This window comes from Paenibacillus sp. BAC0078 (assembly GCF_054483875.1).
Window position 1 is genome coordinate 741,191 of record NZ_JBTLRW010000001.1, and the last position, 24,677, is coordinate 765,867.

Here is a 24,677-nt window from a genome sequence, read left to right on the forward strand (position 1 = left end):
GCGCATTTATGTCTCGGTCCCCGGACGTAGGAGCCAGCAAAAAAAGGCTTGAGATAAGGCGTTTAGCCATTACCTCAAGCCTTGGATATTATTGATCCGCTTTGGAACTACTCAACTGGAACGTTTGCTATCGTCACGGGTTCGGTGTATTTTGCCGTACCGTTCAATCGGAGCCGCATATTGGCCGCACCAGTGGTGTTCGGATTGATGGTTACGGTAAAGGTCTTGGTGGCAACACCGCTGGAATTGGCCGTCAGCGAGAAGGTTGAGCTATAGCCATAGGATGACGGCCACGAACCATCGCTGTTCTTAACCTTCGCGACTTGCGTCCCGGAGCTGGTATACACTCCCAGACTATAGCCGGAGGTCGTTGAGCCGGCCGTAAGACCGGTAAGGGTCACTACTACCGGGAACTCATATTGATTCGGAAGCGTCGCCTGATGGCCGAATGCATACGCCGGTGTCGGGTTGGAGGTTGAGCTGGCGCCATAAGAGCCTGCCTTGAATGTGGAGGAATCATACCATTTGTAGCCGGCTGCCGGAGCTGCCCAAGGTTCCGGCTGCGGTTCCGTGGAGCTGGCTGGCGCTTCCCAGCTATATAACGAAGTGGCTGTATCCAGCGTAAGGCCGGGTACCGAGGAGAGTGAAGTGTAGCTCTCCGGTGTAGCAAGCCAGTTCACCATGTTGATCAAAAGAGTGGCATCGTCCTGCTCCTTATAGCCATCATATGTTGTTTTGGAGCCGCCTGTCTCTTCTCTCTTGTATTTAGGAGAAGCGTCCTCAACCGGGGAAGAATCTCCAATAAAACCCGCTTTGCCTGCGCTCACCTTGGATACAGCGACAAACGGTCCTTCTGCAACACCGCCGCCGTTATATACTCCGGCATCCACGGCATTAGACCAGGCGGTAGCCGTTGTCGGCACATAGACGATTCCCTTCGCCTTCGTCGGGTCGGTTATGGCGAGTGTTGATCCGGCATGAACTGCCACGCTGGATACCCCGCTTGTAATATTGAACGCTTGCGATGGTGCCACGATGCTGCTCGCCGTCACATCTCCAAGCGCGTTGTAGCGGAATCTTACACCGAAATTGGAGGACAGAAAGTCCGAGCTGGCAACCCCGGACATCGCGGACGAAGCCGCTTCTTCCGCAGTCATGCCAAGCGCGGGATTTGCCCAGGCTCCCCGGCGATAGCCGTTGAACACCTCAGAGGCATCCCAGCGATTTTTGTTCCGGTCTGCATTGTAATGGTCGCTGATGAAGAAAAGGCTGCCCCCGCCTTGCACATAGCTAAGCAGTGCGCTCTGCTCGGAGGTCTTGTACGGGATATTCGCTTCAGGAATGATGAATACGTCGTAGCCGGACAAATCAGATAACGTAATCGGCGTGCTCTTGCGCAGCTCTTTAACGTAGTAGCCTTGGGCTGCCAGCCCGTTCGCGAAATCCGAGAAGCCGCCGTCGATTACCCAATCCGCTGCACCGGCTGTTTGGGCATGCGTATTGTCGAACAGCACCTTCTTGCCGTTCGCCGTAGCTGGGGTAATACTAGGCGCGGGATCGGATGGCCCTTCCGCATTGACCCGGACCGGCGCGATACTTACAGCAGATGCCAGCATAGCGGCAATCGCCAGGCTTGTCCAGGTTTTGCGCAGACGCAGGAAGCTTTGAAACATTCTTCATTCCTCCATTCTCTTCACTCGATTGTAGCCAAGGATGGCTGTGGATAGAATAACATAGAAAATTTTGGAATAGAAGATGGTTTTGCTATTTTTTACAATTTGCGAACATTTTTGACCCAAGAACAACAAAACTTCAGACAAACTGCTGTAGCTTTTTGCTTCCCGGATATGAATTTCACCATCTAGGCACCAATCCAGTAGGTTCATCATACATAGATAGTGGAGAAAGGCGGGGATTCAGGTGAGCAGCACTAATCATTTTCAGGAGAGGGCGATCTTTCTGGCAGCAGTCTGCGAACAGACCTATGCCCAATTTACGAATACGGACGGTGCGTTCACCGTTCCAGCCGGTTACTCGGTCAGCTACACGATTCAAGCAAAGTCGATCACCCAGGTATGGGAGCGGTTTGGGTTCATACTAGAATCTCCGCAAGAGATTATTGTTGCCTTTCGGGGAAGCAGTTCAATGCCTAACTGGATCTCTAATGCCAATGCCTCGCAAAAACAGTTCAAATACATCAAGGAGGATTGCCTGACCCACCGCGGCTTCACCGGCATTTATTCCTCCGCCCGAAACGGAATTCTCTCTCTACTAGACAGTCTGTCGCCCGACAAAACCCTTTACATCACAGGCCACAGCCTGGGCGGCGCACTTGCAACCTTATGTGCCGTTGATATTGCCGCCAACTCTTCTTTTACCGCACCCCGCCTATACACCTTCGCTTCACCCCGTGTAGGCGATCCGGCGTTTGCAAAAGCCTGTGCCAAGTATGTCCAGACCAGCTACCGCATAGCCAATCCATTCGACATTGTCACACATGCCCCACCTTCGATTTACAAGCTGCCAAGACGGGAGAAACGGTACTACTACAGCCATGTGCAGTCCCTCTCCTCCCAGCCATTCCAGAACGGGGCCATTAACCTCAATCACATCCTCAGCAGCTATTTCGCCAAGCTCTCAAAACCTGAACCGGAATTCACCGAAGCGTTATGTACTTCGAACCCTGGTTTCTGTCCAGTTGTTACAGAGCAACCCCATAATTCAAGAGAGCTATATGCAGAATGACGGATTTTGAGGAAAAAGGAGCACTTTAACGAAGTGTGGATATGACCAGCACTGGTGTCGTTAAATAAAGATAGACAAAAAGGTAACCTATTACGTATAATAAAAAACGTAATAGGTTACCTTTTTTAATGTCAGGAGATGAACGTATTGGACGAAAAAGAGCAGCAAGCTTACATACTGGGCGCTATTCTTACTCTCGCCAACCGCCTGCAAGTGCTGGGCGACAAATTGGATGACCAAGTAACGATGAAGCAGTGGCTGCTGATCGCCATCATTTTGAAGAGCGGTTCCCCCGCCCCCACCTTAAGCGATGTTGCCGAAATGATCGGCAGCTCCCGGCAAAACGTCAAGAAGATGGCTCTGATTCTGGAGAAACAGGGATTTGTCACCCTCACCAAGGATAGCAGCGATGCGCGTATGGTCCGGTTGCAGCTTACCGAGAAATGTATGGCTTATTTTGCGGAGAGAAGTGCAACGGAAGATCAGTTCATGGATGCTTTGTTCCACTCCTTCGATGCTGAGTTAACTCGCGGCCTATACAGCGGTTTGAACCTGCTCACTGACAACATCTCCCGAATGGAGACTGATGCTTCCGATGAAGAAAAGGAGTAGAAAAATTATGATTCTTCTGTTGATATTTCTAGCCACTTTCGTGATTGGCATGATTATTTTTTGGGGCATTCCGTATTCCAAAACGAAAGCAGAATTCCGGCGGATTGCTAACGAGCAGCTTGCCCATGCTGAAATAAAGAATAGTGTGTTCACAAGCGAAGACTGGAAGGCACTGCCTTCCCCTGTCAGGAAGTATTTTGAAACTGGCGGATTTACCGGCAAACCTAAAATGTCTTCGATGAACATCATTTTTTCAAAGGTAGACTTCATTCTGTCCCCCAAGAAGCCTGCAATTTCCATAGATTACACACAATACAACTTCGCTCAGCAGCCAACAAGAATTGCCCTAATTGATACAACGATGTACGGCATTCCCTTTCAAGGCCTGGATTCCTATGTAGACGGAGTAGGTGGCATGAAGGGCGTCTTAGCCAAAATGTTCACCCTCTTCAACCAGCAGGGCGAGGAAATGGATCAGGCTTGTCTGGTTACTTTTTTGTCGGAAGCTCTCTTGCTGCCGAGTGCAGCTATACAGAGCTATATCACTTGGGAACCCATTGACGATACCCATGCAAAGGCGACCATTTCCTACCATGGTATTACAGCGGGTGGAGTCTTCAGCTTCCGCGACAACGGAGAATGCCTGTCCTTCACAACGGACGACCGCACCGCCATCGGAATGGACGGCTCCAAGCAGCGGGTGCGGTGGTCAGCCTACATGGAGGATTACAAGCTTATTGACGGCGTTAGACAACCCACCCACCTGAAGGCCGTGTGGCATTATGACAGCGGGGATCTCGTTTATTTTGACAGCCGGAATTTCAAGGTGAAGTATCAATAATCAAGTCCATAATAGCTTTTATAGCCGTCCATCCATTCTTTTTTTGAAAAATCCTCCAAATCATAAGGCTCACACTGCTGCAGGTATACTAATTGCTTCTGAGCTTCTTCATTCGGCTGAGCCTGCAGATATTTCATAGTCATCTTGACGCCTGCGCCGCAGAGAAGCTGAACGTCGATATACGCGCTGGCGTCGAAGTTTTTCCTTTTTGCTACCCATATCAGCAGAGTGTCCTCAACGGCTCCGATGGAGAACAGCAGGATGCACAGTGCTTTTAAATACTCATTGTCCTCCGAAGCTTCATTCTTGATTTCTGCCTGTAAAAGCTGCCGGATGCTGTCTCGATGCTGTATTTCCGGCTCTATTCCGAAGCGTTCGAGGAGTTCCTCTACATTGTTCATGTTGTTCACTCGTTTCTTTATATTATAATAAAAACCAAATTTCACATTTTACTATACTGTGACTTTTCTTTGTTATCATAAACTGTGAAAAGATGTTGATCATTTGGAGTGAATTGGTAATTCTTGATAGAATAAATATGAAGATGCTCAAGTAATAAATTTGTACACATAAGGAGATAAAACTATGGCAAACAACAAATTGCTAAGAATGGACAATGTTGGCATCGTTGTAGAATCCCTTGATGACGCAATCTCTTTTTTCGAGGAGATTGGTTTGAAGCTCGAAGGGCGGGCTACTGTCGAAGGTAAATGGGCTGGCCGTGTAACCGGGCTGGGTTCACAGTGTGTAGAGATTGCTATGATGGTTACCCCAGATGGCCACAGCCGACTTGAACTTTCGCAATTTCTCACCCCGCCTACTATATCAGATCACCGAACTGCTCCTGTAAATGCCCTCGGTTATCTACGCGTCATGTTCGCCGTTGAAGACATTGACGAAATGGTATCCAGACTCACTAAGCATGGTGCTCAGCTCGTTGGCGAAGTGGTGCAGTACGAGGACTCGTATCGGCTCTGCTACATTCGTGGAATTGAAGGACTTCTAATCGGTTTGGCGGAACAACTCGGTAATAAATAAGTGACGTTTAAAAGAAGGAAGAAATTTCCAGGACACATCCGCACCAACTAACTGCATCGCGGCCGGCAGTAAGCTGCCTTAACTCGGTGGGACAATAAGCCGCCTCTTCAATGAGGCGGTTTTCTTATTGTAAAGATCAACATCAGGATATAACATAGCCTTGATTTCAGATTGAAATATAAAATATACCTAAAAGTGAAGCAGATAAAAACGACAGAATACAGTACAAATATCTTTTAGACCAAACTAAAGATAGAATAAACATCAACAAGCTTACCACAAGAATCCATATGTGCGTTATCATAGCTTCTTTATCTTCTGCAAAATATCCCCCTCCAGCATTGAAACTGTACCCTATGAATGCAGAGGGGATCATGAATCCCGATATTAAGCTTGCACAAATAGAAATAACAACTTTTATATATTTTCTAATATAGAACATCCTTTCGATTTATTTGATTACATATACATATTAATCGGATTTTTCCATGTTTTTAATAGATGAATTATTAGCATTTAACAAAAAACCAAGCCTTAACGGATCAATCCCCGCCCTGGCTTGGTTTTACTTGTGTATTTAAAAACTCTCGTTCTGCCTTAGTTAACAATTTCAGTGAATTTTCAAAAGAATAAAGGTATGTAGCACGAAGCAGCTTCAATTGCTTAATCGCTTTTTCCGTTATCCCCTCTTTGATAGCCGGAACCATTTTCCTATGAATGATAGCGAAGTTCTCGCAAGTCAGAATTTCGTCAATCAATAGTTTCTTTTGATTCGCTTCATCTTGTTGTACAGATGCCATCAGCGATCCCTCCAGACTGCTTTTATCTATTAAAAGCTACTTAGGGCCAGTTTCCTTCTCCTCACTGAATACTTCAATCATCATTAAAGCACCCGTTCGAAAACCATGAATAAATGCCGCAGTGGAATGAAGAGAGTTGGACTCACTTAATAAGTCAAACAGCTTTTCAATCTGCTCAAAATTATCTTCTGACACATTCTCTTGAAGAATATTCAAGGAGTCATTGATTTGCTGATCAATCTGCTGAAACTTAGGATCACTTGATTTTATCAACTCATTCGGCCGCCATCTCCCATAATATAAATCCTCCAAAATGATTTTCATTAAGCCTCCCTTTGAAGAGGAATTTTTCTCCATGTTTAGATTTTATGCGAAAACCGCATAAATATCAATATGCAGTTTTCGCATAAAGTAAACTTGGCATGGGTGATGACCAATGTATAAAAGAATCCGTGACCTACGTGAAGACAAAGACCTAACTCAACAACAAATGGCAGAGTTATTACATATTACACAAGCGACATATTCCCGGTATGAGAATGGAAATTTAGATATACCAAGTGCCCTACTTATCGAATTAGCCAATTTCCACAAAGTGAGTATCGACTATCTACTGAATCAGACAGATAATCCAAAGCGGCTGACTGGAAAATAGGATTGGTGCTCAAATAAAAAGCTTCCGTGATGTTTCACGGAAGCTTTTTATTATTCAAGTTAAATTAGAATTCATATCCTGTTACCATTCCAAAAACTATATAATACAGTAATAATCACCTTTCTTATCAGCATAAAAAAAGAAATAGGCCGCCCTCTACCAGGATAGCGACCTATTTCTGTGGGTAGTGCCTGTATAAAGCCGCCGCCCTTAAAAGCGGCTATTGCACCGGAGAGTCGTGTTAGAGCATGACTCTCTTTTTATTGTACCCAATACTATTAGTACCGTCCATTCCGATAATGATTGGGTTCGTTCACCTTTTGTCACAAATTAGAGATTCTCTTTATAGATTCCTCAATTTCTTGCTGACGGCGAAGCAAATTTTCGTACTGGTCTTTTTGATTCAAGGACTTACTATGTTCCTTTACGTAATTAACGATTCGATTACCTTCTGTGTTTAGAATATCTAGCAATTCATTCTCTAACTCCGAAAACATGACTTTTTGTTCTGCTGTAAAGTTATTGAGATAATCTTCTGTTTCACTCCGTTTCCTTGCTAAAAGTGCTATTGCTTCATTTGCCTCCATCAGACGGTGAGTGTTTAAAATTTCGATGGACAGCAAATCCGTATCTTCATAGTTATCCATAGTTTGCGCCAGTTCCTGTAAGCTTGCAGACAATCTTGAGACGAGCTCTGTATCCCATTTGTTTATCAGATGCATAAGGATGTTATATGTCCAGCCAGTTTCATGCTGAGCAAGAATAGTTTTGACATGCGGAATCGTTTCAGTCCTATACTTGAGTAATATCTCAACAATGTCTATGGCTATAGGCCAATTCATATCCTGCACCCATGTCAAGAGTTCCGGTAATAAGGGAATTACCAGTGACCCTTCTGAGCGAGCCAGCATTTCAACACTTCTATAATCACTCTTATCTCTTGGCAGATTAGGGTGATCCATTTGTGCTCCACTCCCCTATCGAACTATCTTTCAAATTGTTCTTTACGTAATTCGTAAAATAATTTTACTAGTGGGTGCTCATTTTCGGTTAGATTTATTCGTTGAAAGCTTCTTCTACCAAGTCTTCTATCTATGATACCAAACGCCTTATAAATAGGATTATTTGATTTCATTATTTCATAAAATGGTGTATTGAGATATTTTCTTAGATTTATAGTAATATGTGACGTCTCATGAAGTCCAAGTTTCATAACTCTTTCTATTTGTTCTGTTTCTATATTAGTCTTGTAAAAATCTTCATGATATCCATTTTGTAATGCTGCATCTTCTGGCAAAGAGTTCACATGCCAGTGATAATATCCACCTCCGAAAATTTTCTTTCCATCTAGTGTTATCCAAACTTCTCCAAATCCATCATGAGCCTCATGGTACCTTGTTTCATGTATATCAATTCTGCGCTTTAGATCTGGAGTTATAAAGCTTCTGATCAATACTCTTTGCTTAGACCAATCCATTAGCTCCCACTCTTCCAATCCTAGCTTCTTCAGTCAACCTCAATTATTCTCAAGATCCTGAAAAAAGTCTATATAGTATCCTTCCGAGGCACAGTAGTCACCATAATCCTTATAAATATCCTTTATTCTTTTCTTTGGTTCGCCACATTTTTGCAAGAGCCAGTCCCTGATAAATTGTATGTCTTTATTTTTATCTTCCCATATGAAATCTAAGATTCCTGATTCTCTTGCCCCACTATCTGGTACGTAAATTGCGAATGAGGCTGCCAAATAATTGGCTAGATCATACGAAACCTTCCTAAGATAGAGTTGAATGTCTTCATCTAATAGAAAATTATCCCACCTGATATAATGATGGAAGTAACAAACCTTTTCGGAGAAAGTAAGGTTTATGCCACATGGACCATTCAACTCAATGGTTCCTCCAATTGAATCCGGTACAACCTGCCATGGCTTACCTATATCTTTTGGATTATAGGGATATAAGTGCTTAATAAATTGATCTATATAGACCAACTTTTCAGAGCTTAGTGCATGACACAGTCTGTAAATATCATTTTCAGTAAAACTATGGCCAACATATGCCGTAAAATCCATTCCCACAACATTACCCCCAGCCTAACAAAATTTCTATATTGGATTTAATGCAGTTTCTGAGTTTAGAAATCATCAACTTTTAAGAAATAAGTGTAAACTGACTCGTTAGCTTAATAATCTACGGAGAAATTTAATCCACTTGGGCTCGTATGCTTCGCTAATTGGAATCCCTGTATAATAACTATTATAAGGGTCCATTTCCCATATTTTCAAAAGCCCCTCAGGAACTTCATAGTTAAATATAGGAGCGTTGTTGTTTGCTCTAATATAATACTTGTTACATGCAACACAGTACAGGATCTGTGATTCATCGGAGAAGTATGAATAAATATTAAGCTCAGAGCTACAGGCTTCGCATCGACGTATTCGTTTGCGGTTTAGCCAATCAATAAGTAACTTCAGATTATCATCTCCTCCGTATAACAAGGAATATCTATCGCATACTTGCTTCCTGTTAGCATAACAAATACCGGGACAAACGGTAGCTTGATTTATTTTTTCTTCTTCATTTGATCCATTACTGATTGAATCTCTTCTCTACTTGCAATACCTGTTCCGTCAAAAGAACACATCAAGCATGAACATAGCTCAATTTCTTTCCCATTTTCATCAATATCTCCAACCCAATAAATCCGCCCCCTTGAAAAATATTCTATTTTTCTTTTTCGTGGCTGGCTACCTCTACACCTCTTTTTATGATTGTTATTAAAGCATCTTGCCCGATTAGCTTAATGAAACGCCCGCCAGTCTACAACTTTATTTTCTTTGGACAATAAATTAAAGGAGGTAGTCCACCTATGAAAAGAAAGTATAATTTCCTATCTATTAGTGCTGTAGCCCTGTTAGTTGTTTCTTTCATGGCTCTTTCAAATGACAAAACCAAAAAAGTCGAAGACAGCGTACAATATATCAATTCATCAGCAAAAGTCATTAGTTATGTAGATTTTAATGAGTTAGATACATCTGCAGAATTAATTATAAAGGGGACCAAAGATCATGTTGTAGAGACAATTCTTAATAAGAACCCTGAAGGGGAGGTTCTGAGCTATGGAACTCAATCCGCTATAAAGGTGAATAAAGTATTTAAATCTGACAATAAAAATATTGAAGACGGTTCAGAAATTATTGTTCAGGAAAACGGAGCAATGAACAAAACACAAGATGGTACTATCGTTTATGGAATTGAAGGATACCAACTTATGAACGAAAATGAAGAGTACTTACTCTTCCTGGGTAAGAGTTTAACGGATTCTAATATTTACTTTGTCAAAGGTGTTTATTATGGAAAAGTACCTTTGAAAGATACAAATAAACAGCAGATTATAAATGCCGATAATATCAATTCCCAAGAGCTACAGTATCAAGGCGAGACTACTGAAAAGTTAGAGCAGATTTTCAAAGAAGCCCTAAATAAATATGGGGAGTAATTGTAGGTGTGACTGAGGCTATAGGCCAGTTCAACACTTTTAAAAAATAGTCGGTACCATTCCCCCATCCATGCGGATCGGAGAGCCTTTAAAGGCGGATGCATAAGGACTGCATACAAATGCAGCTAGTCTTCCAATTTCAAAAGGCCTGATAAATCGCTGTATTTCGGATTGAGGCAGATTAGTAGTCATAAATTTTTTCTCTTTTTCGGAAAAAGATATATCTTCATTAGCGTAAATCCCCTCAATGATTTGCTGCACATTTTCAGAGAGTGTTGGTCCTGGCATGATCGTATTGATTGTAACTTCTGTTCCTTTTGTCAATTTAGACAAGCTTTTGGACAGCGACAGCAGCATTGATTTTGTCACTGCATACTGAGGCATTTGCCCTGAAGGCATAATGGCTTCTTCACTGGCAATAAAGATAATCCGGCCATATTCATTTTTCAACAATTTAGGTAAATAAAATTTAGATAATCCATTTGCAGCAAGAACATTCGTACGGAAGTATTGTTCCCATACTTCATCGTCAACGTCCTCATATTGCATAATTTCATAGATCCCCATATTGTTAACTAAAATATCTACATTGGGGAATTTTTTAAATAAAGCTTCTCTTTGCATTATATCCACAATATCGGCTGTAGCATTTTGAGGAGAAGTAGCCGGGAAATCCGACTTAATTTCATTAACAATTTGTTCTACCTCTCCATGGTTCCGTCCATTTATTAATACATTAACACCTTCCTTGGCAAGTTCAATGGCGATTGCTTTACCTATACCTTTCGTTGATCCAGTAACCAAAGCTGTTTTGTTGTTTAATCCCATATCCATATACAGTTCTCCTTTTAAGTTGTGCTCGGATAGTGATTATAGTACCTGTTCTGGATCGTTCTGTAACTAGCGCTTTACGCCAAAGTTCTTGTAGAACACGCCAAATGATAAGCTCAGTAAAAACTCGGAATTTCTAGCTTGCTCCTAAATGTTCAGTACGCCAATTTGCAGGAGTATCCCCCTCCCAAAGACGGAAAGCGCGGTAGAACGAGTTCTGGTCTTCATATCCAATCAAGAATGCTACTTCTTTAATATCAAGCGAGGGGTCTGCCAAGTACTCCAGTGCCTGCTCATGTCTGGCTTGTGTCAACAGATGCTGGAAGCTTGTGTTCTCGTCAGTAAGCCTGCGCTGTAAGGTGCGATCACTCATACCAAGCTCTTTCGCGACAGCCTGAATCTCGGGACGCCCTCCTGTAAGGCTACGTTTCATGATCCATTTAACCATTTCGGTAATTGAGCGGCTGCGCTGTTGCTCACCCAGTGATCGGTCCAGAGCGGGAGTCAGAATCTCCAGCAGCTCTTCGTTGTACGTGACAAAGGGGCGGTCCAGATCACTTCGATGCAGCATCAACCGGTTACATTCGGCACCAATCCGAATACGGCAGCCAAAATAATCTTCAAGGATTTGTACATCGCCCATTGGCTGCGAAAATTCGACGAACCGAGCCGCCAAAGGTTGACCTGTACCCCGGCGCCCAAGCTCCAGAAGAAATGCTAGCGTGATACCAGCCAGCATCGGCTGACCGGGTTGCCCGGTATCCAGCCACTCCAATTCGATTGTACAGTGCTCGCCCTTCTCGGTGATGCGTAAGTTCTCGGGGGGACATAGCTGTTTGTACCGGGCCATCCGGTGTAGAGCGTCACGGTAATCGCGCGCGTGATAAGTCGCTAAAACTGGCGGTGGGTACTGCGCTGTTTCAAAGACGGTCGCAAGCTTAATGATTCCTTTGGCAGTGTCACCCATGAGATCCGAATAAGCCTGCCAGATCGCGAAATATTGGGCAGTGGTAACTATTGGAGTAGTAATGACCGTGAGCGGCAATCGCGCTTTGCGGGCTACATCATGGGCGTCAATCCCCAATTGACGTACTCCTGTCCAAAATCCGGGCGGGATTTTAATGCGGTCAGAGGGCTGAGACTTCATATGTATGGGCCTCCTTTTGCTCTTAAGTACACATAAGAATACTTCTTACATCATATCTTTTTTCACAAATTAGATATTCTCTTTATCGTTTCCTCAATTTCCGTTTCCTTACTAAGAGTGCTTTTGCTTCATTTGCCTCAATCAGACACAGCTAATCCCTTAGACCAATCCATTAGCATCTCCAATCTTCTTGAAAAAAGTCTATTTTCATCTTCCCATATGAGATCTAAGATCAAATTGACTAGATATAGATTCGAAATATTCTACAACCACCTCACGAAATTCCAAAGCAGCTCGCGAAATGTACCGACTCTTGTGCCATATTAAAGCTATTTCCCGTACCAATTCATGATTCTCTATTTGAAGATATTTGATGTCATCCCGTGAATTCCTTGCTGTGCTTGGTATGAAGGCTAGGCCTATCTCAGCTTCTACAAGAGTAATCAACCTCGCAGGTTCATCCCCCTCATACACATATTTAGGCACAAATCCAACCGATTGGCACAAAGAATCTATTAAATCGCGAGTTCCATAGCCACTCTTCACACCGACAAACCGTTCATCCCTTAGCTCAGTCAAAGCAACGCTGTTTTGATCTGCCAACCGATGCCCCTTAGGAACCGCTACAAGGATGGGGTCGGTATAAACGATTTGGCATACAATGTTGTCCCCCTCTATAGGAGGTGAGGACAAACAAAAATCTACCTCTCCTCTATCCAAAAGTCTAACCATTTCCTTCGTAGTCAGCATCTGCACATGAAACTGTATACCAGGTCGCTTTTTCCGAAATTCGCGGAGGATATTGGGTAATGTACTTGCGGTGGTCACCGCTAATTCAAGCGTGCTATGCTCCGGGTGAGATAAATCTCTAAGCTCCTGCTTCCCCTGTTCCAATTCAAACAAAGCTCTTTCTGCACGGCAAAGGAATCTGCTTCCGAACTCATTCAGACGCAGGTTCCTTCCTACCCGATCGAATAAAGGAACCCCTAGATCCTCCTCCAATCGCTGGATTGTTTTACTAAGGGATGATTGAGTAACGTGTAGATTTCGTGCAGCTTCGGTCATATGTTCCAACCGGGCTACCGCGAGAAAATATTGCAGCTGAAGAAGTTCCATTTCGCACCCCATTCATTCCTTTAAGTCAATGAGAATATAACATAAAATGCGTTGGAATGAATAATTAAATTCAAGTACGATGTCATTAATACGCTTTAGGGGGACCCAAAATGAATGCTCGTAATTGGTGGCTAATGATTTCAGTAGGTCTAGGGATACTATTGAACCCATTAAATTCATCAATGGTTTCTGTTGCTATCCCAAGATTGCAAAATTCCTTCCAGCTTGACTATACAGGTGTTTCCTGGATTATTTTTTCTTTCTACATCGCAAGCAGCATCGCCCAACCCGTCATGGGAAAGGCCAGCGATTTATTGGGTCATAGGAAGATATTTCTTACCGGGCTTGTTGTAGCCTTCATTGCCTCATTCTTGGCTCCATTCGCACCAAGCTTCGCGTGGCTCATCGTGTTCCGCATTGTGCAAGCCATTGGAACAAGCATGATGGTTGCCGTTGGGATGGCCATAGTGCGAATTCATGTTACAGAAAAACAAGCGACAGCGTTGTCTATTTTGTCGATCTTCCTATCCGGAGCAGCAGCCATTGGACCCTTTATTGGCGGGGTCATCATTCACTGGTGGAGCTGGCCCGCGATCTTTTTCGTCAATATTCCATTTGTGGTAGTGAGCTTTCTATTGTCGTGGAGAACTATTCCTAAGGAGAACCTGTCATTAGCCGTTGCACAAGGCATGTCCCTTCGCAAATGGTTGGATTGGATTGATGGATCAGGGGTCCTGCTCTTCACAATAGGTCTGGTTGCGCTGCTCATTGGATTACTCTCAGCAAAATCATCTGGGCACATCACTTTAGGAAATGTCATTGTTTCACTGATAGGACTCGCCTTGCTGGGAGTATTCGTACGACATGAGTTAAAAGCGACCTCGCCCTTTATTCCTTTACGCACATTCGCCAAATATCCTGCGATGACTTGGGTTAATGTGGAGTTCATGCTCGTTAACATACTATATTACTCACTCTTTTTTGGAATTCCGTCCTACTTGCAGATGGTTCGCCATGTCAGCGAGTTCCAAACAGGGATACTCATGTTAAGCTTAGGTCTCTGCTCTCTGGTTACTTCCCCAATAGCAGGACGATGGATTGATAAATCAGGACCAGGACCAGCAATGCTAGTATCTGCAATTTTGATGACTTTGGGGTCAGTATGGCTCGTGACCCTTAATCAAACTTCTCCGGTTATCAGCGTGTGTTTGGCTTTGGTTGCATTCGGGATTAGCAACGGGTTAAATAACGTAGGTATGCAAGCGGCTTTGTTCCAAAGTTCACCAAAAGAAATCATCGGTTTAGCATCCGGATTATTTAATACATCAAGATATCTGGGAACCATCCTCTCTTCCTTGTTGATAGGGATCGTAATGAGAGGTAAGTTCAGCTTTGAGGGATTTCAAGTACTTGGGATTATTCTCACGACCATTGCATTATTGTTGCTATTCATGAGTCGGCAGCATCGGAAGTCAAGTGAGGTGTCTTGAAACTACCCGACGAATCACAAAAAATAACACCATCTTCAAGTAGTCTTTATTAAGCTATCGCATTAAACTTCTTTCGTTATCTTATATTGTCTATTCGCCCTAAAAGCGAAGTACATATATATTATTATCGTAGCTGGAATGAATAGCCAGGCAAAACCTCTAAAAAAAGCAAATGGCGTTTCGAAGAGAAAGGCCCTCCAAAATTCTGCTCCATTCAAATTCCATAGTCCCGGCGTATAGTATAGCGATTTCGGATCAAGCAATACCCTTGGATGGATCGCATGTGTAGAAATTAGAGCCACCAGAATTGGGATGAAGGACCAACCCAAAGCAGCCCACATAGCTGCAAGCCGCTTATACCGTCCAGCTTTAGAATCGACATCCGAAAAGATATCTTCGCTTCCATCTAGGTCTGTCTTTTTAAAATATTGATATCCCATGCTTTTGGTTCCTGCGATATGCTCCCAGCCGCTATCCTCAAATAGTGCACAATAATCCTCGAAATCCTCTTGCTTTTTGAAGGTGCGGTAATCCATTTTTATTGTTGTTTTTTCTGGCTTATCCAATTCGAATTTATAGCCGAACGATGTCTTTTTTGTGAAGCGGTACCCCTGTCTTGCCATGTCATTTAGCCAGTTTTCTTCTTCATCGAAGTTAGTAAAGAACTTGAATCTGTTCATTCGGATTCCTCCATTCTCATTTCAATTGCTCTGTTCGTCACGTCAATCATGTGCTTCATTCGCTCAAGGTCAAGGCGGAGAATTTCCAACCCTTTATTTGTAATGGCATACACCTTGCGGCGTTTGTCCTCGCTGGCTACAGGCTGAATGAAGTTAAGCTTCATCAAGTTCTCAATCGCTCCATACAGGGTACCAGCAGCCATTCGAACTTGCCCTCCACTCAGCTCCTCCACCTTCTGCATGATAAGATAACCGTGCGCCGGCTCAACCACAGCCAACAGAATGTAATACACGGTTTCGGTCAACGGCAGGTGTTTATCTCTATCCATACTTCCCCTCCTGGAAAAAAACTTTATATCGCATAACTATATATCGTCAAACTATATAGTTACACTATATACAGCCACACTGTATATTGCAACATAAAAAAACGGCCACCAATCCAAAAAGCTGGTTGCCGTTCCTCTGTGGGTAGTGTGGTTGCGCCACCTACTTCATCACTACCTTATGATACTTCCACGTTTTCCCGTAATTGCTGCTGGTTAAGTATGCGGTTCCGACTACGTTGCTTGCGCCGTCCTTGCTCAGTTGGATGGGAAACTGCCCTTTTGCCCCATTGAATACGGGCGACAGCGGGGTCAGGCTATAGTTCAACAAGTTGTCCGGTAGCTTCACATGAAGCTTGGCCCAGGTTTTGCCCCCGTCCTGCGTCCAGGTAACAGCCGGTTGGAAGTCGGTTTCGTATCTGAAGCCCATGAACCCGATCTTGTCATTAGCAAATCCTGCTCCGGTCAGCACTCTGGCGTACACTTCATTGGCATTGCCCTTCACTTCGCTCCAGGTTTTACCGCCATCCTTGGTCTTATAGATGTCATGTTCTTCTCTGCCCATTCCATAAAATTTGCTGAGCATCATCCAGCCGTCATTTTTGGTGAGGAACCCGATGTTTTTGGTGGTGCCTGTAAGCTCTTTTGTAACGGGATAGCTGTTCCAGGTTTTGCCTTGATTATTAGTGATCAGCACCTGAACCGGCAATCCCCTCGCACCGCCATAGACAATCGCTGTTTTGTCCGTGGAGATGAAGAATCCTGTTCCCTGAACGGTTAGTCCTGACTCTTCATGACCGCTTGCGTATAGGGTTAGAGGCGCTTGTGCCTTCAACTTGCCGTTGTTGTACGAAATGGTAACTTGACCATCCTTATTGAGCGCATAGGTATGGCCCGCATTGTAGGCGATCACTTCCTCCCCTGCGGAGTTGCGGGTGTAGATTGTGCCTGGCTGGATCGCCGAACCGCTGCCGTCGCTTGGTTCTGCGATCAGCAGCCCTGCCGCAACCAATGAAATAGCTGCAATACAGGCGATTTTAGAAAAGCTGCGTTTGAACATTTTTATCCCTCCTCCAGCCACATTATAATCCATACCGAAAAATAAACTGTTACAAAAAACTCCCTTTTTTGTGTTTTGCCTATGCACAAATCTAGTTGATTTTGAATACTTTTATGTAATAGAATGAACTAATTAATTAATAGGAAAAGGATGCGCATAGCAATGCGGTTGAAGGCACCACGCACACTCAGCAAACGATCTATTTTGTTTTTTTCTCTCATTATGCTCGCCAAAAGTTACTTTGCCTGGTATTACCTGTTCGAGGACGGGCCAACGTGGACGACCTGGTTCAAAGAGATTCCGTTTGTGCTCTTAATCTTCTGCCTGATCGAATGGTTTGCCACGAAGCGGAAGATTGCCATCTATATGTTCGTCAATCTGCTAATTACGGTTTTGTTCTTCTCCTTGATTGTGTATCATAATCATTTTGGAATTATTGCTACCTCCCAGGTGATTGGTCAGGCCAAACAAGTGGGAGCTGTCAAGAAAAGTATCTTCGCGGTCATACACCCTCAATATATGCTGATTTTTTTGGACATTATTATCATTAGCTGGGTGATGCTTAGACGGAAGAAGGCGCTCGCCTGGAAGAAATCCATGTCGCGCCGCAGCAACCGCAAGGTGGTCGCCGCCTTGTTCTGTATTTCCTTCGCGATCTGCATGATGAATATTTTCCCGAACTCAGCCAGCATGAATGAGAACGTCCAAGCCGAGCAAATGGGCATTCTCAATTATGAAGCCTACAATCTGCTTGCGAATGATGAGGAAGAGCAAATAGATGTCTCGCAGATTACGCAATCCGCCATTGATCAGACAAAAGGCATCAAGCCTCAAGTTAATCCGGCCCTGTATGGAGCTGCCAAAGGTAAGAACCTGATCATCCTTCAGATGGAGTCTTTTCAGAACTTCCTGATCAATCTATCCATTGATGGACAAGAGATCACGCCGAATATGAATAAGCTGGCTTCGAGCAGCCTCTACTTCCCGCGTTTCTACCAGCAGGTGGGACAGGGCAACACGTCTGACGCCGAATTTATCGTGAACACTTCCTTTTATGTTCCGCCGAATGGCGCGGCTACGGAGATGTATGCACCCAAAGAGCTTCCGAGCTTACCTAAGCTGCTGCAGGCCCAGGGCTATGACACTGCAACTTTTCATACGAATGACGTTGAGTTTTGGAACCGGGGAGAGCTGTACAAGGCACTCGGATTTGACCGGTATTATGACAAGTCATGGTTCGGTGAAGAGGATACCGTCTTCTATGGCGCTTCCGATGAAGTGCTGTATAAGAAGACCTCCGAAGAACTGGCGAGAATGGACCAGAGCAGCCAGCCCTTTTATTCCCACGTGATCTCCATGTCATCACATAATCCGTTCTCGATTCCGGAGAATAAATACAAGATGACTCTTCCGGAACGATACGAAGGAACTCTCGTTGGAGATTACATACGCGCCCAGAATTATGCTGATTACGCGCTTGGACAATTTATCAGCGAGCTTAAGCAGAACGGTGTATGGGATAACAGCTTGATCGTTGTATATGGCGACCATCGGGGCCTTCCAATTTTCTCACTCCAGGATGAAGATAAGGTTCTGCTGGAGGAAATTCTGGAGCATGAATATACAGAACGCGATCTCATCAATATTCCGCTAATCATTACATCTGCAGGTGTTACCACGCCAAGTGTAAAAAATCAATTAGGCGGACAAGTGGATATTTTACCGACAGTATCCAATTTATTGGGTGTATCGCTTAACGATCATATTCATTTTGGACAGGATCTGTTGAATCAATCCTCCTATAACCTGCTCCCGCAGCGATATTATTTGCCAACGGGATCATTCGTTAATAACGAAGAGTTATTCTTGTCAGGCAGCGGGTTCGAGGACGGCCAGCATTACACCTTATCCGGGGATGGCAATAAGCCGCTTCAATCTACAGAGGATGAATTCAACCGTGCACTGAAGCTCCTCCAGCTGTCAGACAGTTATGTGACGCAATTGCCGGATCGGGAAGTTAAAGATCGAAAAATATAGCACAGCAAACTCCCACTTCGTAATTTCGAGGTGGGCTTTTTTTCTGCAGGAGTTGATTGGATTACACAATATTCTAATATATAACAATTAATTCTAAATATATTAACAAAATGGTAGATTATTCGTGGAAAAAGGAATAGAATAGATTTTGGGAATAATTTCCTAATGCATTAAAAATAAAAAATGGAGGTGCTTTGTTATGCGAAAGTCAATTCCCGTTCTTTCTTCGCTGGCCGTCTCGCTGTTGTTTTCGTCTCAGTTGGTATTTGCACAGGAAGATAAACTTCCTGCCAATAACATCCTTCCACACGCCGAGAGTCAGGAAATCACCAAAAAGGTAGATTTAAAAGTTGTTGATTTGCTGGACAATACCAATTTGGGAGATACAACCGAGCAGGCTGCACCGTCAATACAGGCGGCAAGCCTGCTGCCTCCTGTGCTGCAAGCAGCCAGCAATTACAATTTCTCGCCGCGCGATTTCGGTAATTCCGTCGTGCAAACGAGCGATGGCGGCTACGTGTTCGTCGGCTCAACTACCGTGAATGGAAATGACGATATCCTGTTCGTCAAGACAAACGCCGCTCTGACTATTCAATGGGCTTACGCTTATGGAGGAACAGGAGCCGAATCTGGCGCTGAAGTACGGGTGGCCAGCGACGGCGGTTATATGATTGCCGGGACAAGCAATGCAAGCGGTTCTTCAGATGTCATTCTGATCAAAACAGATGCAAGCGGTACAGTGGAGTGGTCGCGAACCTATGGAGGGCCAGGCAAGGAAGAAGCCCAGGCCATGGAGCGTGGCGCTGATGGCGGGTATATCGTTGCCGGCACCAAGGAAAGCAGCAGCAACTCCAACGACGCTTACTTGTTAAAGGTAGATGCAAGCGGGAATATTCAATGGACCCGGACTTTCGGCAAGGATAACCTTGAGGATCGTTTTTACGGGGTGACTGCAACACCGGATGGCGGATATGTAGCGGTCGGATATAAAACGCTCTCCGAAATTATTAATCCAGGAACGGCTCAACGGATGTATGGCTTAATGGTTAAGGTAAATGGAAGCGGCAGCACCGTTTTTGAATCTACTCTGGACCGTTATGCAATGCTGAACGGTGTTGCTGCAACATCAAGCGGTTATGTGGCAGCCGGGGCTATTAATAATGTTGATCTGCCCAATAACAGTCAACTATACAACGTCTATGTAACCAAAGTCGGTACATCCGGCGCTCAAAGCTGGAGCAAACAATTCCATTCGACCAATGGCGATTTTGCCAACGACATCAAGCTTGCGTTGGATGGTAACTTTATTGTGACAGGGTTTATTACTCCGGCAGTGTACAAGGAAGACCTGTTGATGCTGAAAATTGACGGCTCCGGAAATGCACTATGGTCCAACACCTATAGCTTCGGCGATACCGGCGAAATTGGCAGAAGTGTCGCAACCACTAATGACGGCGGCTATGTCGTTGCCGGTTCGTATCTATCGAACAGTGATTATGACGCCCTTCTGCTTAAGTTTGGCAGCGATTGACTTTCATCCAAAAAAGGAGAAGCAGCCTTATATAAGAGCTGTTTCTCCTTTTTTATGCCTCATAAAATATAATATAATCAGGCTGACCGAAATCAATGGCTGTGAAAGGAAGAGTATCATGAAAATAAGAGATTCATATACCTGTCCCCTAGAGCTTACACACGATATTATCCGTGGGAAATGGAAACCGATTATTCTATGGCAGCTTGATAAACACAATGCTTCTCTTGCCCAGTTGGAAAATGAAATCGAAGGCATTAATCAAAAGATGCTGCTTGAACATTTGAAGGAGCTTGCCGAGCATAAGATTGTTGGCAAAACTACATATGAAGGCTACCCGTTAAAGGTAGAATATTATTTGACGGAAAGAGGCAAACAGCTCGTAGAGGCGATTGTGATCATGCAAAGCGTGGGTGTCCAATTAATGCTGGAAAATGGCATGCAGGATTTTCTTAAAGCGAATGGCTTCATTAGCTAATCTGCAAGGTAAAAGACTTACAAAAAAGTGGGTACTGTTCTACTAATTCAATAATTTGTATACTGCTTCTATAGCCCCCATACTAAGGAGTGATTCATAGTGGAGAAAGTACCGGAAATGATCAATAGATTGCTAGACAGTCAAAGCACCGCTTTTATTGGTTCCGTGGACAGTGATGGATTCCCTAATATGAAAGCCATGCTTGCTCCCCGCAAGCGGGAAAACCTGCTTCATTTCTATTTCACGACCAATACCTCTTCAATGAGAGTGAAGCAGTTCAGAGAGAACAATAAAGCCTGCGTGTATTTCTGTGACCAAAATAATTTTATAGGTATGATGCTGACAGGGACGATGGAAGTGCTTGAAGACGCGGCCTCCAAGGAAATGATCTGGCGTGAGGGAGATGACACCTACTATCCGCTAGGCGTAACAGACCCCGACTATTCTGTATTGAAATTCACCAGCCAATCGGGCAGGGTGTACCGCAGCTTTAATTCAGTCAATATTGACATTCATACGGGCGAGGCTCTTTGAAGTGGGCAGATACGGTCAAGCGGAATCTAATAATTTGTATTATCCTGACCATGTGGGAGGTGCATACTATGCATGCATGGGAGGCAATCCAGAAAACTCTGGATTATATTGAGGAACATATAGCAGAGAATATTAAAATCGAGATATTGGCAGAAACCGCTTCTCTGTCATTATTTTATTATCAGCGGTTGTTCAGCCGTTTGGTTAAAAAGCCGGTGCGGGAATATATTAAGCTGCGGCGTATGGCTATAGCCCTAGAAGCTCTGCAAAATAAAAATAACCGCATTCTTGACATTGCTTTAGAGTACGGTTTCGGCAGCCATGAAACTTTTACGAGAGCATTCAAAGAAGCGTATGGAATGACACCTGAGCAATACCGGGAGAACCCGGTTTCACTCAACCAGTTTGACAAGCCCGATTTATTTCTAAGCCATACCTTAATTGACGAGGGTATACCGCTGATTAGCGATGGGCTAGTTTTAGAAATGAACCGTAGAATTTTAAATGAACCCATTGATTTTGTGGGAGTGTCTGGTTATGTTCCTGTTGCTGGGCAGTTGCCCGTTGGAGAATCGACCGGTGTCGATATGCCTGGCGAAATATGGAGACGTTTCCACCAGGAGAAAGATCGGATTGCCTACATACCTAATGGACGTGAGGCGGGCGTTGCTTATATGGGTGATGCACCAGAGGGATGTTTTACTTATTTCGCAGGAGCAGAGGTTGAGTCCGGGGTGTCGGATGAGCATTTTCAAATGTGGCAGCTTCCTGCGCGGGAATATATCGTTTGCGGATTTGAGGCGAAGGATTTTCTTGAATTAGTTACTGTTGCACTCAACAAGGCAATAAAATACAGCAGTCTATGGCTCGACAAGCACAGCCTTACGATGGATGTGTTTGCCCCTGAAATATATTATTGCAGTACACCTGAAACCACCTATATGGAATTACTGATCCCTTTCAATAAAAAGTAGAAATGATTGCAATGGATAATTTATAAAATATGGAGGTTTTTATGGGAGAAGATATTGAACGATGGAACAAATGATCTTCTCCAAAGCCTGCCTGAGCGGGTATCTCCACTAGGGGACACGATTGGATGGATGGGTGAATACAACCCACAGACAAAAGAGTTTATTTATATTGCGGGGATATTTGCCCAACCGGGTGCAATGGTTCCAAATGGATTTTCCTACCGTGACATTCCTGATTATCTAATGGGGATTGGCTGGATATAAGGAAATACTTCTCGTCTGGAAAAAGGAGCTCATGTTAAAACAGAAAAGATCATGAGAACAAATGGGTATATGCCAGATTATTCAATTGTCGGAATTTCAATGGAATACTACTCATTCGATAAATATGCAAATATTGAAGAGGATGGTAATAACACCTTTACTTTCGGATATTATTTACCATGCAAAAAGATTGTCTAACCTTCCACTAAGGAGCATAACTGAATTCTCCAAATTCTCATGAACTTCGCAAGGTTTTGTTCCTCCCATAGTCCCTATCAACTATCAAGCAGGTTATTCTACAGTTACATAAATGATTTCAAGAAAACATAAGAAAACTAAGATAACAATAAAATAGGTCAATCATGGTAGTATCTGACCATAATCGACCTGTTTAATGTAATGCTTTTGCGTTATTCAGTGTATAAAATTCAAGCATTCATGTGCGTGCAAACAAAATGGAGAGGTCTTTAAACGATTTTGCATAGGTTAAATTTGTTATTGGTTTAATCGACACTGAGTAAAGCTTAATGCTTCTATTCAGTTAACATTGTTATGAATTGTTCAAAACTCTCCGCAACACGATAGCTTACTGGGTCGAATTCACCAGAATTTGCATGATCCCACACACAAACTTCAGGATTATTTCTAGATTCACGAAAATCTAAGCATAGAAAATCACCTGCATATAGAATAGCAATTGGTAATAATGCAACGCCTAGCAAATCTTCATCATCAATTAGTCTCTCATCAAGCTGAGATTTAGTAGCGTCAATATCAAATATTCCAAACTCATTTTCTGTTGGTTCCGCAAGAATGCATAAAAATCTAGTAATTGCATAGCTATGATCATTACAAATAAATGAACGAATTTCTGGAATACCACCATTATTTATTTTAATAAATTCTTTATACTCTAATGGCAATTCTACTCTCCAAAAACCTTCTTCTTTCGATAACAATAGATCAGATGGTAATGGATAAACTATTGACTCTTGTTTTATTTTCATATTTATATCCTCCTTCTTGTCTATCTTGCCGCATCAGCCCACATTCCAGTAGACCTTCCACCATTGTGAGTTGTAATGTTATGAATTCCATAAGGAACTAATTGCATTTTCCCTGGCACTTGAGTATGATGCCATGTATATGTCCCGTTCTCAACCAGTTTTCTTATGTCTTCTGGAAGATTATTATTCAACCAATCAAACTGCTCTGTATCACCTTTTTTCCACAAATCTTTTGGGAGTTCGTCAGTATGCACTACCACGCCAGCCCCCTCAAAATCAGCAAACCCATAACGCATACCATCTACATTTTTCACTTCAATTTTAGGTATGAGATTTAATTCCTCGGCTTTACTTTTTATCAACTTTCTTTGCTTAGCGGTTAGACTATCTCCTCCAGCAATACTTTTCTCCCAAGACCAGCCTTTAGTGTTTATTACCTCAACATAATGCTTAGCATAGTCATCAAGGACTTCATCAAACAGCTTACTTCCAGATAAAAATTCATCAATGTTTTTTAAGTGAAGTGGTCTACTACCATTCCCCGTCCCCTTAGTACTATCCAAATCAAGCTTACTCTTATCTCCATCCGCACCCTTGGAGATTTTTGCCCGCTGATCAATATCTATTTTATTGAGTTTTTCTAACTCCGCATCGCTAAGGGTGATTGGTTTCTTGCCATCAAGCTCAAGCTGCTTCAATTTTTGTTCGTCGACGTTGTCTATTTCACCGTCAATCAACAATACCCAAGGATTAACCTCGCCGTAAAGACGGATATGCTTACCCTTGCGCTCCAGCTTAAACTTCTTGAACTTGAACTTCGCCAGAATCCGGCCAAGCAAGCCGTGGAGCTTCTTGACCCCCTTCATGAGCCCTTTTTGCAGGCTCTTGATCACGATTTTGCCGTTACGGATAATCATGCTGCCGCTCTTGGAGGCCAGCTTCGCTCCGGTTTTCAGCAAGCTCTTGATGCCCTTGGCTCCTGCGCCAGCTACAGCCTTCACACCTTTGGC

Annotated in this window: 28 protein-coding genes; 13 read left to right on the forward strand and 15 right to left on the reverse strand. The window is 43.5% G+C overall.

Annotated elements, in window-relative coordinates:
* Positions 1–107: 107 nt before the first annotated feature.
* Positions 108–1,673: a DNA-binding protein gene (locus ACX1DY_RS03415; protein WP_458962767.1), complete on the reverse strand. Its 1,566-nt coding sequence runs from the start codon at positions 1,671–1,673 to the stop codon at positions 108–110.
* Between the two features lie 247 nt (positions 1,674–1,920).
* Here ACX1DY_RS03415 and ACX1DY_RS03420 point away from each other — a divergent pair, with 247 nt between their 5' ends.
* From ACX1DY_RS03420 to ACX1DY_RS03430, 3 genes are all read left to right on the forward strand, one after another.
* A complete protein-coding gene (locus ACX1DY_RS03420; protein ID WP_458962768.1) occupies positions 1,921–2,745 on the forward strand; it encodes a lipase family protein in 825 nt (274 codons plus the stop codon).
* 138 nt (positions 2,746–2,883) lie between these two features.
* A complete protein-coding gene (locus tag ACX1DY_RS03425) occupies positions 2,884–3,357 on the forward strand; it encodes a MarR family transcriptional regulator (RefSeq protein ID WP_458962769.1) in 474 nt (157 codons plus the stop codon).
* Positions 3,358–3,364: 7 nt separating this feature from the next.
* Entirely contained in the window at positions 3,365–4,198 is an 834-nt protein-coding gene (locus ACX1DY_RS03430) for a DUF6544 family protein (protein ID WP_458962770.1), read from the forward strand.
* Here ACX1DY_RS03430 and ACX1DY_RS03435 read toward each other — a convergent pair.
* On the reverse strand, positions 4,192–4,599 hold the full coding sequence (locus ACX1DY_RS03435; RefSeq protein WP_458962771.1) for a hypothetical protein: 408 nt from the start codon (positions 4,597–4,599) through the stop codon (positions 4,192–4,194). The two genes, ACX1DY_RS03430 and ACX1DY_RS03435, sit on opposite strands and share 7 nt — an antisense overlap.
* Positions 4,600–4,783: 184 nt before the next feature.
* Between ACX1DY_RS03435 and ACX1DY_RS03440 the strand changes: the two genes are divergently transcribed.
* Complete coding sequence (locus ACX1DY_RS03440; RefSeq protein ID WP_458962772.1) at positions 4,784–5,236, forward strand: VOC family protein; 453 nt, start codon at positions 4,784–4,786, stop codon at positions 5,234–5,236.
* 542 nt (positions 5,237–5,778) lie between these two features.
* On the opposite strand, the gene ACX1DY_RS03445 is transcribed toward ACX1DY_RS03440, so the two are convergent.
* Together ACX1DY_RS03445 and ACX1DY_RS03450 are read right to left on the reverse strand one after the other, a co-directional pair.
* Positions 5,779–6,036: a hypothetical protein gene (locus ACX1DY_RS03445; RefSeq protein WP_458962773.1), complete on the reverse strand. Its 258-nt coding sequence runs from the start codon at positions 6,034–6,036 to the stop codon at positions 5,779–5,781.
* A gap of 36 nt (positions 6,037–6,072) precedes the next feature.
* On the reverse strand, positions 6,073–6,360 hold the full coding sequence (locus ACX1DY_RS03450) for a DUF6809 family protein (protein ID WP_458962774.1): 288 nt from the start codon (positions 6,358–6,360) through the stop codon (positions 6,073–6,075).
* 112 nt (positions 6,361–6,472) lie between these two features.
* Between ACX1DY_RS03450 and ACX1DY_RS03455 the strand changes: the two genes are divergently transcribed.
* Positions 6,473–6,691: a helix-turn-helix domain-containing protein gene (locus ACX1DY_RS03455; RefSeq protein WP_458962775.1), complete on the forward strand. Its 219-nt coding sequence runs from the start codon at positions 6,473–6,475 to the stop codon at positions 6,689–6,691.
* A 323-nt stretch (positions 6,692–7,014) separates the two neighbouring features.
* Here ACX1DY_RS03455 and ACX1DY_RS03460 read toward each other — a convergent pair whose 3' ends face one another.
* Genes ACX1DY_RS03460 through ACX1DY_RS03470 form a run of 3 tightly spaced genes read right to left on the reverse strand, consistent with a single transcriptional unit; the run spans position 7,015 to position 8,771 of the window.
* On the reverse strand, positions 7,015–7,653 hold the full coding sequence (locus ACX1DY_RS03460; protein WP_458962776.1) for a DUF5071 domain-containing protein: 639 nt from the start codon (positions 7,651–7,653) through the stop codon (positions 7,015–7,017).
* Between the two features lie 23 nt (positions 7,654–7,676).
* Positions 7,677–8,168, reverse strand: coding sequence for an SF0329 family protein (locus ACX1DY_RS03465; protein ID WP_458962777.1), 492 nt, complete (start codon positions 8,166–8,168; stop codon positions 7,677–7,679).
* Between the two features lie 39 nt (positions 8,169–8,207).
* Positions 8,208–8,771 carry a hypothetical protein gene (locus tag ACX1DY_RS03470; protein ID WP_458962778.1) on the reverse strand — a complete coding sequence of 188 codons (564 nt, stop codon included), beginning with the start codon at positions 8,769–8,771 and terminating at the stop codon, positions 8,208–8,210.
* Between the two features lie 791 nt (positions 8,772–9,562).
* Between ACX1DY_RS03470 and ACX1DY_RS03475 the strand changes: the two genes are divergently transcribed.
* The gene (locus ACX1DY_RS03475) at positions 9,563–10,192 is read left to right on the forward strand and encodes a hypothetical protein (RefSeq protein ID WP_458962779.1); all 630 of its coding nucleotides are present in this window, start codon (positions 9,563–9,565) and stop codon (positions 10,190–10,192) included.
* 39 nt (positions 10,193–10,231) lie between these two features.
* On the opposite strand, the gene ACX1DY_RS03480 is transcribed toward ACX1DY_RS03475, so the two are convergent.
* The 3 genes from ACX1DY_RS03480 to ACX1DY_RS03490 all read right to left on the reverse strand — a co-directional run bounded on the left by ACX1DY_RS03480 (position 10,232) and on the right by ACX1DY_RS03490 (position 13,286).
* Entirely contained in the window at positions 10,232–11,026 is a 795-nt protein-coding gene (locus ACX1DY_RS03480) for an SDR family NAD(P)-dependent oxidoreductase (RefSeq protein WP_458962780.1), read from the reverse strand.
* A gap of 133 nt (positions 11,027–11,159) precedes the next feature.
* Positions 11,160–12,170, reverse strand: a complete 1,011-nt coding sequence (locus ACX1DY_RS03485; RefSeq protein WP_458962781.1) for a helix-turn-helix domain-containing protein — start codon at positions 12,168–12,170, stop codon at positions 11,160–11,162.
* A 207-nt stretch (positions 12,171–12,377) separates the two neighbouring features.
* Positions 12,378–13,286: a LysR family transcriptional regulator gene (locus tag ACX1DY_RS03490; RefSeq protein ID WP_458962782.1), complete on the reverse strand. Its 909-nt coding sequence runs from the start codon at positions 13,284–13,286 to the stop codon at positions 12,378–12,380.
* A 110-nt stretch (positions 13,287–13,396) separates the two neighbouring features.
* Between ACX1DY_RS03490 and ACX1DY_RS03495 the strand changes: the two genes are divergently transcribed.
* Positions 13,397–14,776, forward strand: a complete 1,380-nt coding sequence (locus ACX1DY_RS03495) for an MFS transporter (protein WP_458962783.1) — start codon at positions 13,397–13,399, stop codon at positions 14,774–14,776.
* 62 nt (positions 14,777–14,838) lie between these two features.
* Here the strand turns inward: ACX1DY_RS03495 and ACX1DY_RS03500 are convergent, their stop codons facing one another.
* From ACX1DY_RS03500 to ACX1DY_RS03510, 3 genes are all read right to left on the reverse strand, one after another.
* Positions 14,839–15,456 carry a DUF2812 domain-containing protein gene (locus tag ACX1DY_RS03500; RefSeq protein WP_458962784.1) on the reverse strand — a complete coding sequence of 206 codons (618 nt, stop codon included), beginning with the start codon at positions 15,454–15,456 and terminating at the stop codon, positions 14,839–14,841.
* Positions 15,453–15,785: a PadR family transcriptional regulator gene (locus ACX1DY_RS03505; protein WP_458962785.1), complete on the reverse strand. Its 333-nt coding sequence runs from the start codon at positions 15,783–15,785 to the stop codon at positions 15,453–15,455. Before ACX1DY_RS03505 ends, ACX1DY_RS03500 begins: the two co-directional genes overlap by 4 nt.
* Before the next feature lie 160 nt (positions 15,786–15,945).
* Positions 15,946–16,842, reverse strand: coding sequence for a WD40/YVTN/BNR-like repeat-containing protein (locus ACX1DY_RS03510; protein WP_458962786.1), 897 nt, complete (start codon positions 16,840–16,842; stop codon positions 15,946–15,948).
* 162 nt (positions 16,843–17,004) lie between these two features.
* On the opposite strand from ACX1DY_RS03510, the gene ACX1DY_RS03515 reads away from it, so the two are divergent.
* The 6 genes from ACX1DY_RS03515 (at position 17,005) to ACX1DY_RS03540 (ending at position 22,660) form a co-directional block, all read left to right on the forward strand.
* Positions 17,005–18,879 (forward strand): LTA synthase family protein, encoded by a 1,875-nt coding sequence (locus tag ACX1DY_RS03515; RefSeq protein WP_458962787.1) that lies wholly within the window; start codon positions 17,005–17,007, stop codon positions 18,877–18,879.
* Between the two features lie 199 nt (positions 18,880–19,078).
* The gene (locus tag ACX1DY_RS03520) at positions 19,079–20,410 is read left to right on the forward strand and encodes a hypothetical protein (RefSeq protein WP_458962788.1); all 1,332 of its coding nucleotides are present in this window, start codon (positions 19,079–19,081) and stop codon (positions 20,408–20,410) included.
* A gap of 118 nt (positions 20,411–20,528) precedes the next feature.
* A complete protein-coding gene (locus tag ACX1DY_RS03525; protein WP_458962789.1) occupies positions 20,529–20,888 on the forward strand; it encodes a winged helix-turn-helix transcriptional regulator in 360 nt (119 codons plus the stop codon).
* 99 nt (positions 20,889–20,987) lie between these two features.
* Complete coding sequence (locus tag ACX1DY_RS03530; protein WP_458962790.1) at positions 20,988–21,422, forward strand: pyridoxamine 5'-phosphate oxidase family protein; 435 nt, start codon at positions 20,988–20,990, stop codon at positions 21,420–21,422.
* Between the two features lie 68 nt (positions 21,423–21,490).
* Positions 21,491–22,396, forward strand: a complete 906-nt coding sequence (locus ACX1DY_RS03535; protein ID WP_458962791.1) for an AraC family transcriptional regulator — start codon at positions 21,491–21,493, stop codon at positions 22,394–22,396.
* 54 nt (positions 22,397–22,450) lie between these two features.
* On the forward strand, positions 22,451–22,660 hold the full coding sequence (locus ACX1DY_RS03540; protein ID WP_458962792.1) for a hypothetical protein: 210 nt from the start codon (positions 22,451–22,453) through the stop codon (positions 22,658–22,660).
* Positions 22,661–23,193: 533 nt separating this feature from the next.
* On the opposite strand, the gene ACX1DY_RS03545 is transcribed toward ACX1DY_RS03540, so the two are convergent.
* Positions 23,194–23,667, reverse strand: coding sequence for an SMI1/KNR4 family protein (locus tag ACX1DY_RS03545; protein WP_458962793.1), 474 nt, complete (start codon positions 23,665–23,667; stop codon positions 23,194–23,196).
* A gap of 20 nt (positions 23,668–23,687) precedes the next feature.
* Positions 23,688–24,677 (reverse strand): HNH endonuclease signature motif containing protein (locus tag ACX1DY_RS03550; protein WP_458962794.1); only part of this gene is annotated, 990 nt, incomplete at its 5' end.

What these genes read in the sequence shown, in the direction of transcription:
- ACX1DY_RS03415 (WP_458962767.1), bottom strand. Translation starts at nt 1,673, where the DNA reads ATGTTTCAAAGCTTCCTGCGTCTGCGCAAAACCTGGACAAGCCTGGCG.
- ACX1DY_RS03425 (WP_458962769.1), top strand. Translation starts at nt 2,884, where the DNA reads ATGAACGTATTGGACGAAAAAGAGCAGCAAGCTTACATACTGGGCGCT.
- ACX1DY_RS03430 (WP_458962770.1), top strand. Translation starts at nt 3,365, where the DNA reads ATGATTCTTCTGTTGATATTTCTAGCCACTTTCGTGATTGGCATGATT.
- ACX1DY_RS03435 (WP_458962771.1), bottom strand. Translation starts at nt 4,599, where the DNA reads ATGAACAATGTAGAGGAACTCCTCGAACGCTTCGGAATAGAGCCGGAA.
- ACX1DY_RS03440 (WP_458962772.1), top strand. Translation starts at nt 4,784, where the DNA reads ATGGCAAACAACAAATTGCTAAGAATGGACAATGTTGGCATCGTTGTA.
- ACX1DY_RS03445 (WP_458962773.1), bottom strand. Translation starts at nt 6,036, where the DNA reads ATGGCATCTGTACAACAAGATGAAGCGAATCAAAAGAAACTATTGATT.
- ACX1DY_RS03450 (WP_458962774.1), bottom strand. Translation starts at nt 6,360, where the DNA reads ATGAAAATCATTTTGGAGGATTTATATTATGGGAGATGGCGGCCGAAT.
- ACX1DY_RS03455 (WP_458962775.1), top strand. Translation starts at nt 6,473, where the DNA reads ATGTATAAAAGAATCCGTGACCTACGTGAAGACAAAGACCTAACTCAA.
- ACX1DY_RS03460 (WP_458962776.1), bottom strand. Translation starts at nt 7,653, where the DNA reads ATGGATCACCCTAATCTGCCAAGAGATAAGAGTGATTATAGAAGTGTT.
- ACX1DY_RS03465 (WP_458962777.1), bottom strand. Translation starts at nt 8,168, where the DNA reads ATGGATTGGTCTAAGCAAAGAGTATTGATCAGAAGCTTTATAACTCCA.
- ACX1DY_RS03475 (WP_458962779.1), top strand. Translation starts at nt 9,563, where the DNA reads ATGAAAAGAAAGTATAATTTCCTATCTATTAGTGCTGTAGCCCTGTTA.
- ACX1DY_RS03480 (WP_458962780.1), bottom strand. Translation starts at nt 11,026, where the DNA reads ATGGATATGGGATTAAACAACAAAACAGCTTTGGTTACTGGATCAACG.
- ACX1DY_RS03485 (WP_458962781.1), bottom strand. Translation starts at nt 12,170, where the DNA reads ATGAAGTCTCAGCCCTCTGACCGCATTAAAATCCCGCCCGGATTTTGG.
- ACX1DY_RS03490 (WP_458962782.1), bottom strand. Translation starts at nt 13,286, where the DNA reads ATGGAACTTCTTCAGCTGCAATATTTTCTCGCGGTAGCCCGGTTGGAA.
- ACX1DY_RS03495 (WP_458962783.1), top strand. Translation starts at nt 13,397, where the DNA reads ATGAATGCTCGTAATTGGTGGCTAATGATTTCAGTAGGTCTAGGGATA.
- ACX1DY_RS03500 (WP_458962784.1), bottom strand. Translation starts at nt 15,456, where the DNA reads ATGAACAGATTCAAGTTCTTTACTAACTTCGATGAAGAAGAAAACTGG.
- ACX1DY_RS03505 (WP_458962785.1), bottom strand. Translation starts at nt 15,785, where the DNA reads ATGGATAGAGATAAACACCTGCCGTTGACCGAAACCGTGTATTACATT.
- ACX1DY_RS03510 (WP_458962786.1), bottom strand. Translation starts at nt 16,842, where the DNA reads ATGTTCAAACGCAGCTTTTCTAAAATCGCCTGTATTGCAGCTATTTCA.
- ACX1DY_RS03515 (WP_458962787.1), top strand. Translation starts at nt 17,005, where the DNA reads ATGCGGTTGAAGGCACCACGCACACTCAGCAAACGATCTATTTTGTTT.
- ACX1DY_RS03520 (WP_458962788.1), top strand. Translation starts at nt 19,079, where the DNA reads ATGCGAAAGTCAATTCCCGTTCTTTCTTCGCTGGCCGTCTCGCTGTTG.
- ACX1DY_RS03525 (WP_458962789.1), top strand. Translation starts at nt 20,529, where the DNA reads ATGAAAATAAGAGATTCATATACCTGTCCCCTAGAGCTTACACACGAT.
- ACX1DY_RS03535 (WP_458962791.1), top strand. Translation starts at nt 21,491, where the DNA reads ATGCATGCATGGGAGGCAATCCAGAAAACTCTGGATTATATTGAGGAA.
- ACX1DY_RS03545 (WP_458962793.1), bottom strand. Translation starts at nt 23,667, where the DNA reads ATGAAAATAAAACAAGAGTCAATAGTTTATCCATTACCATCTGATCTA.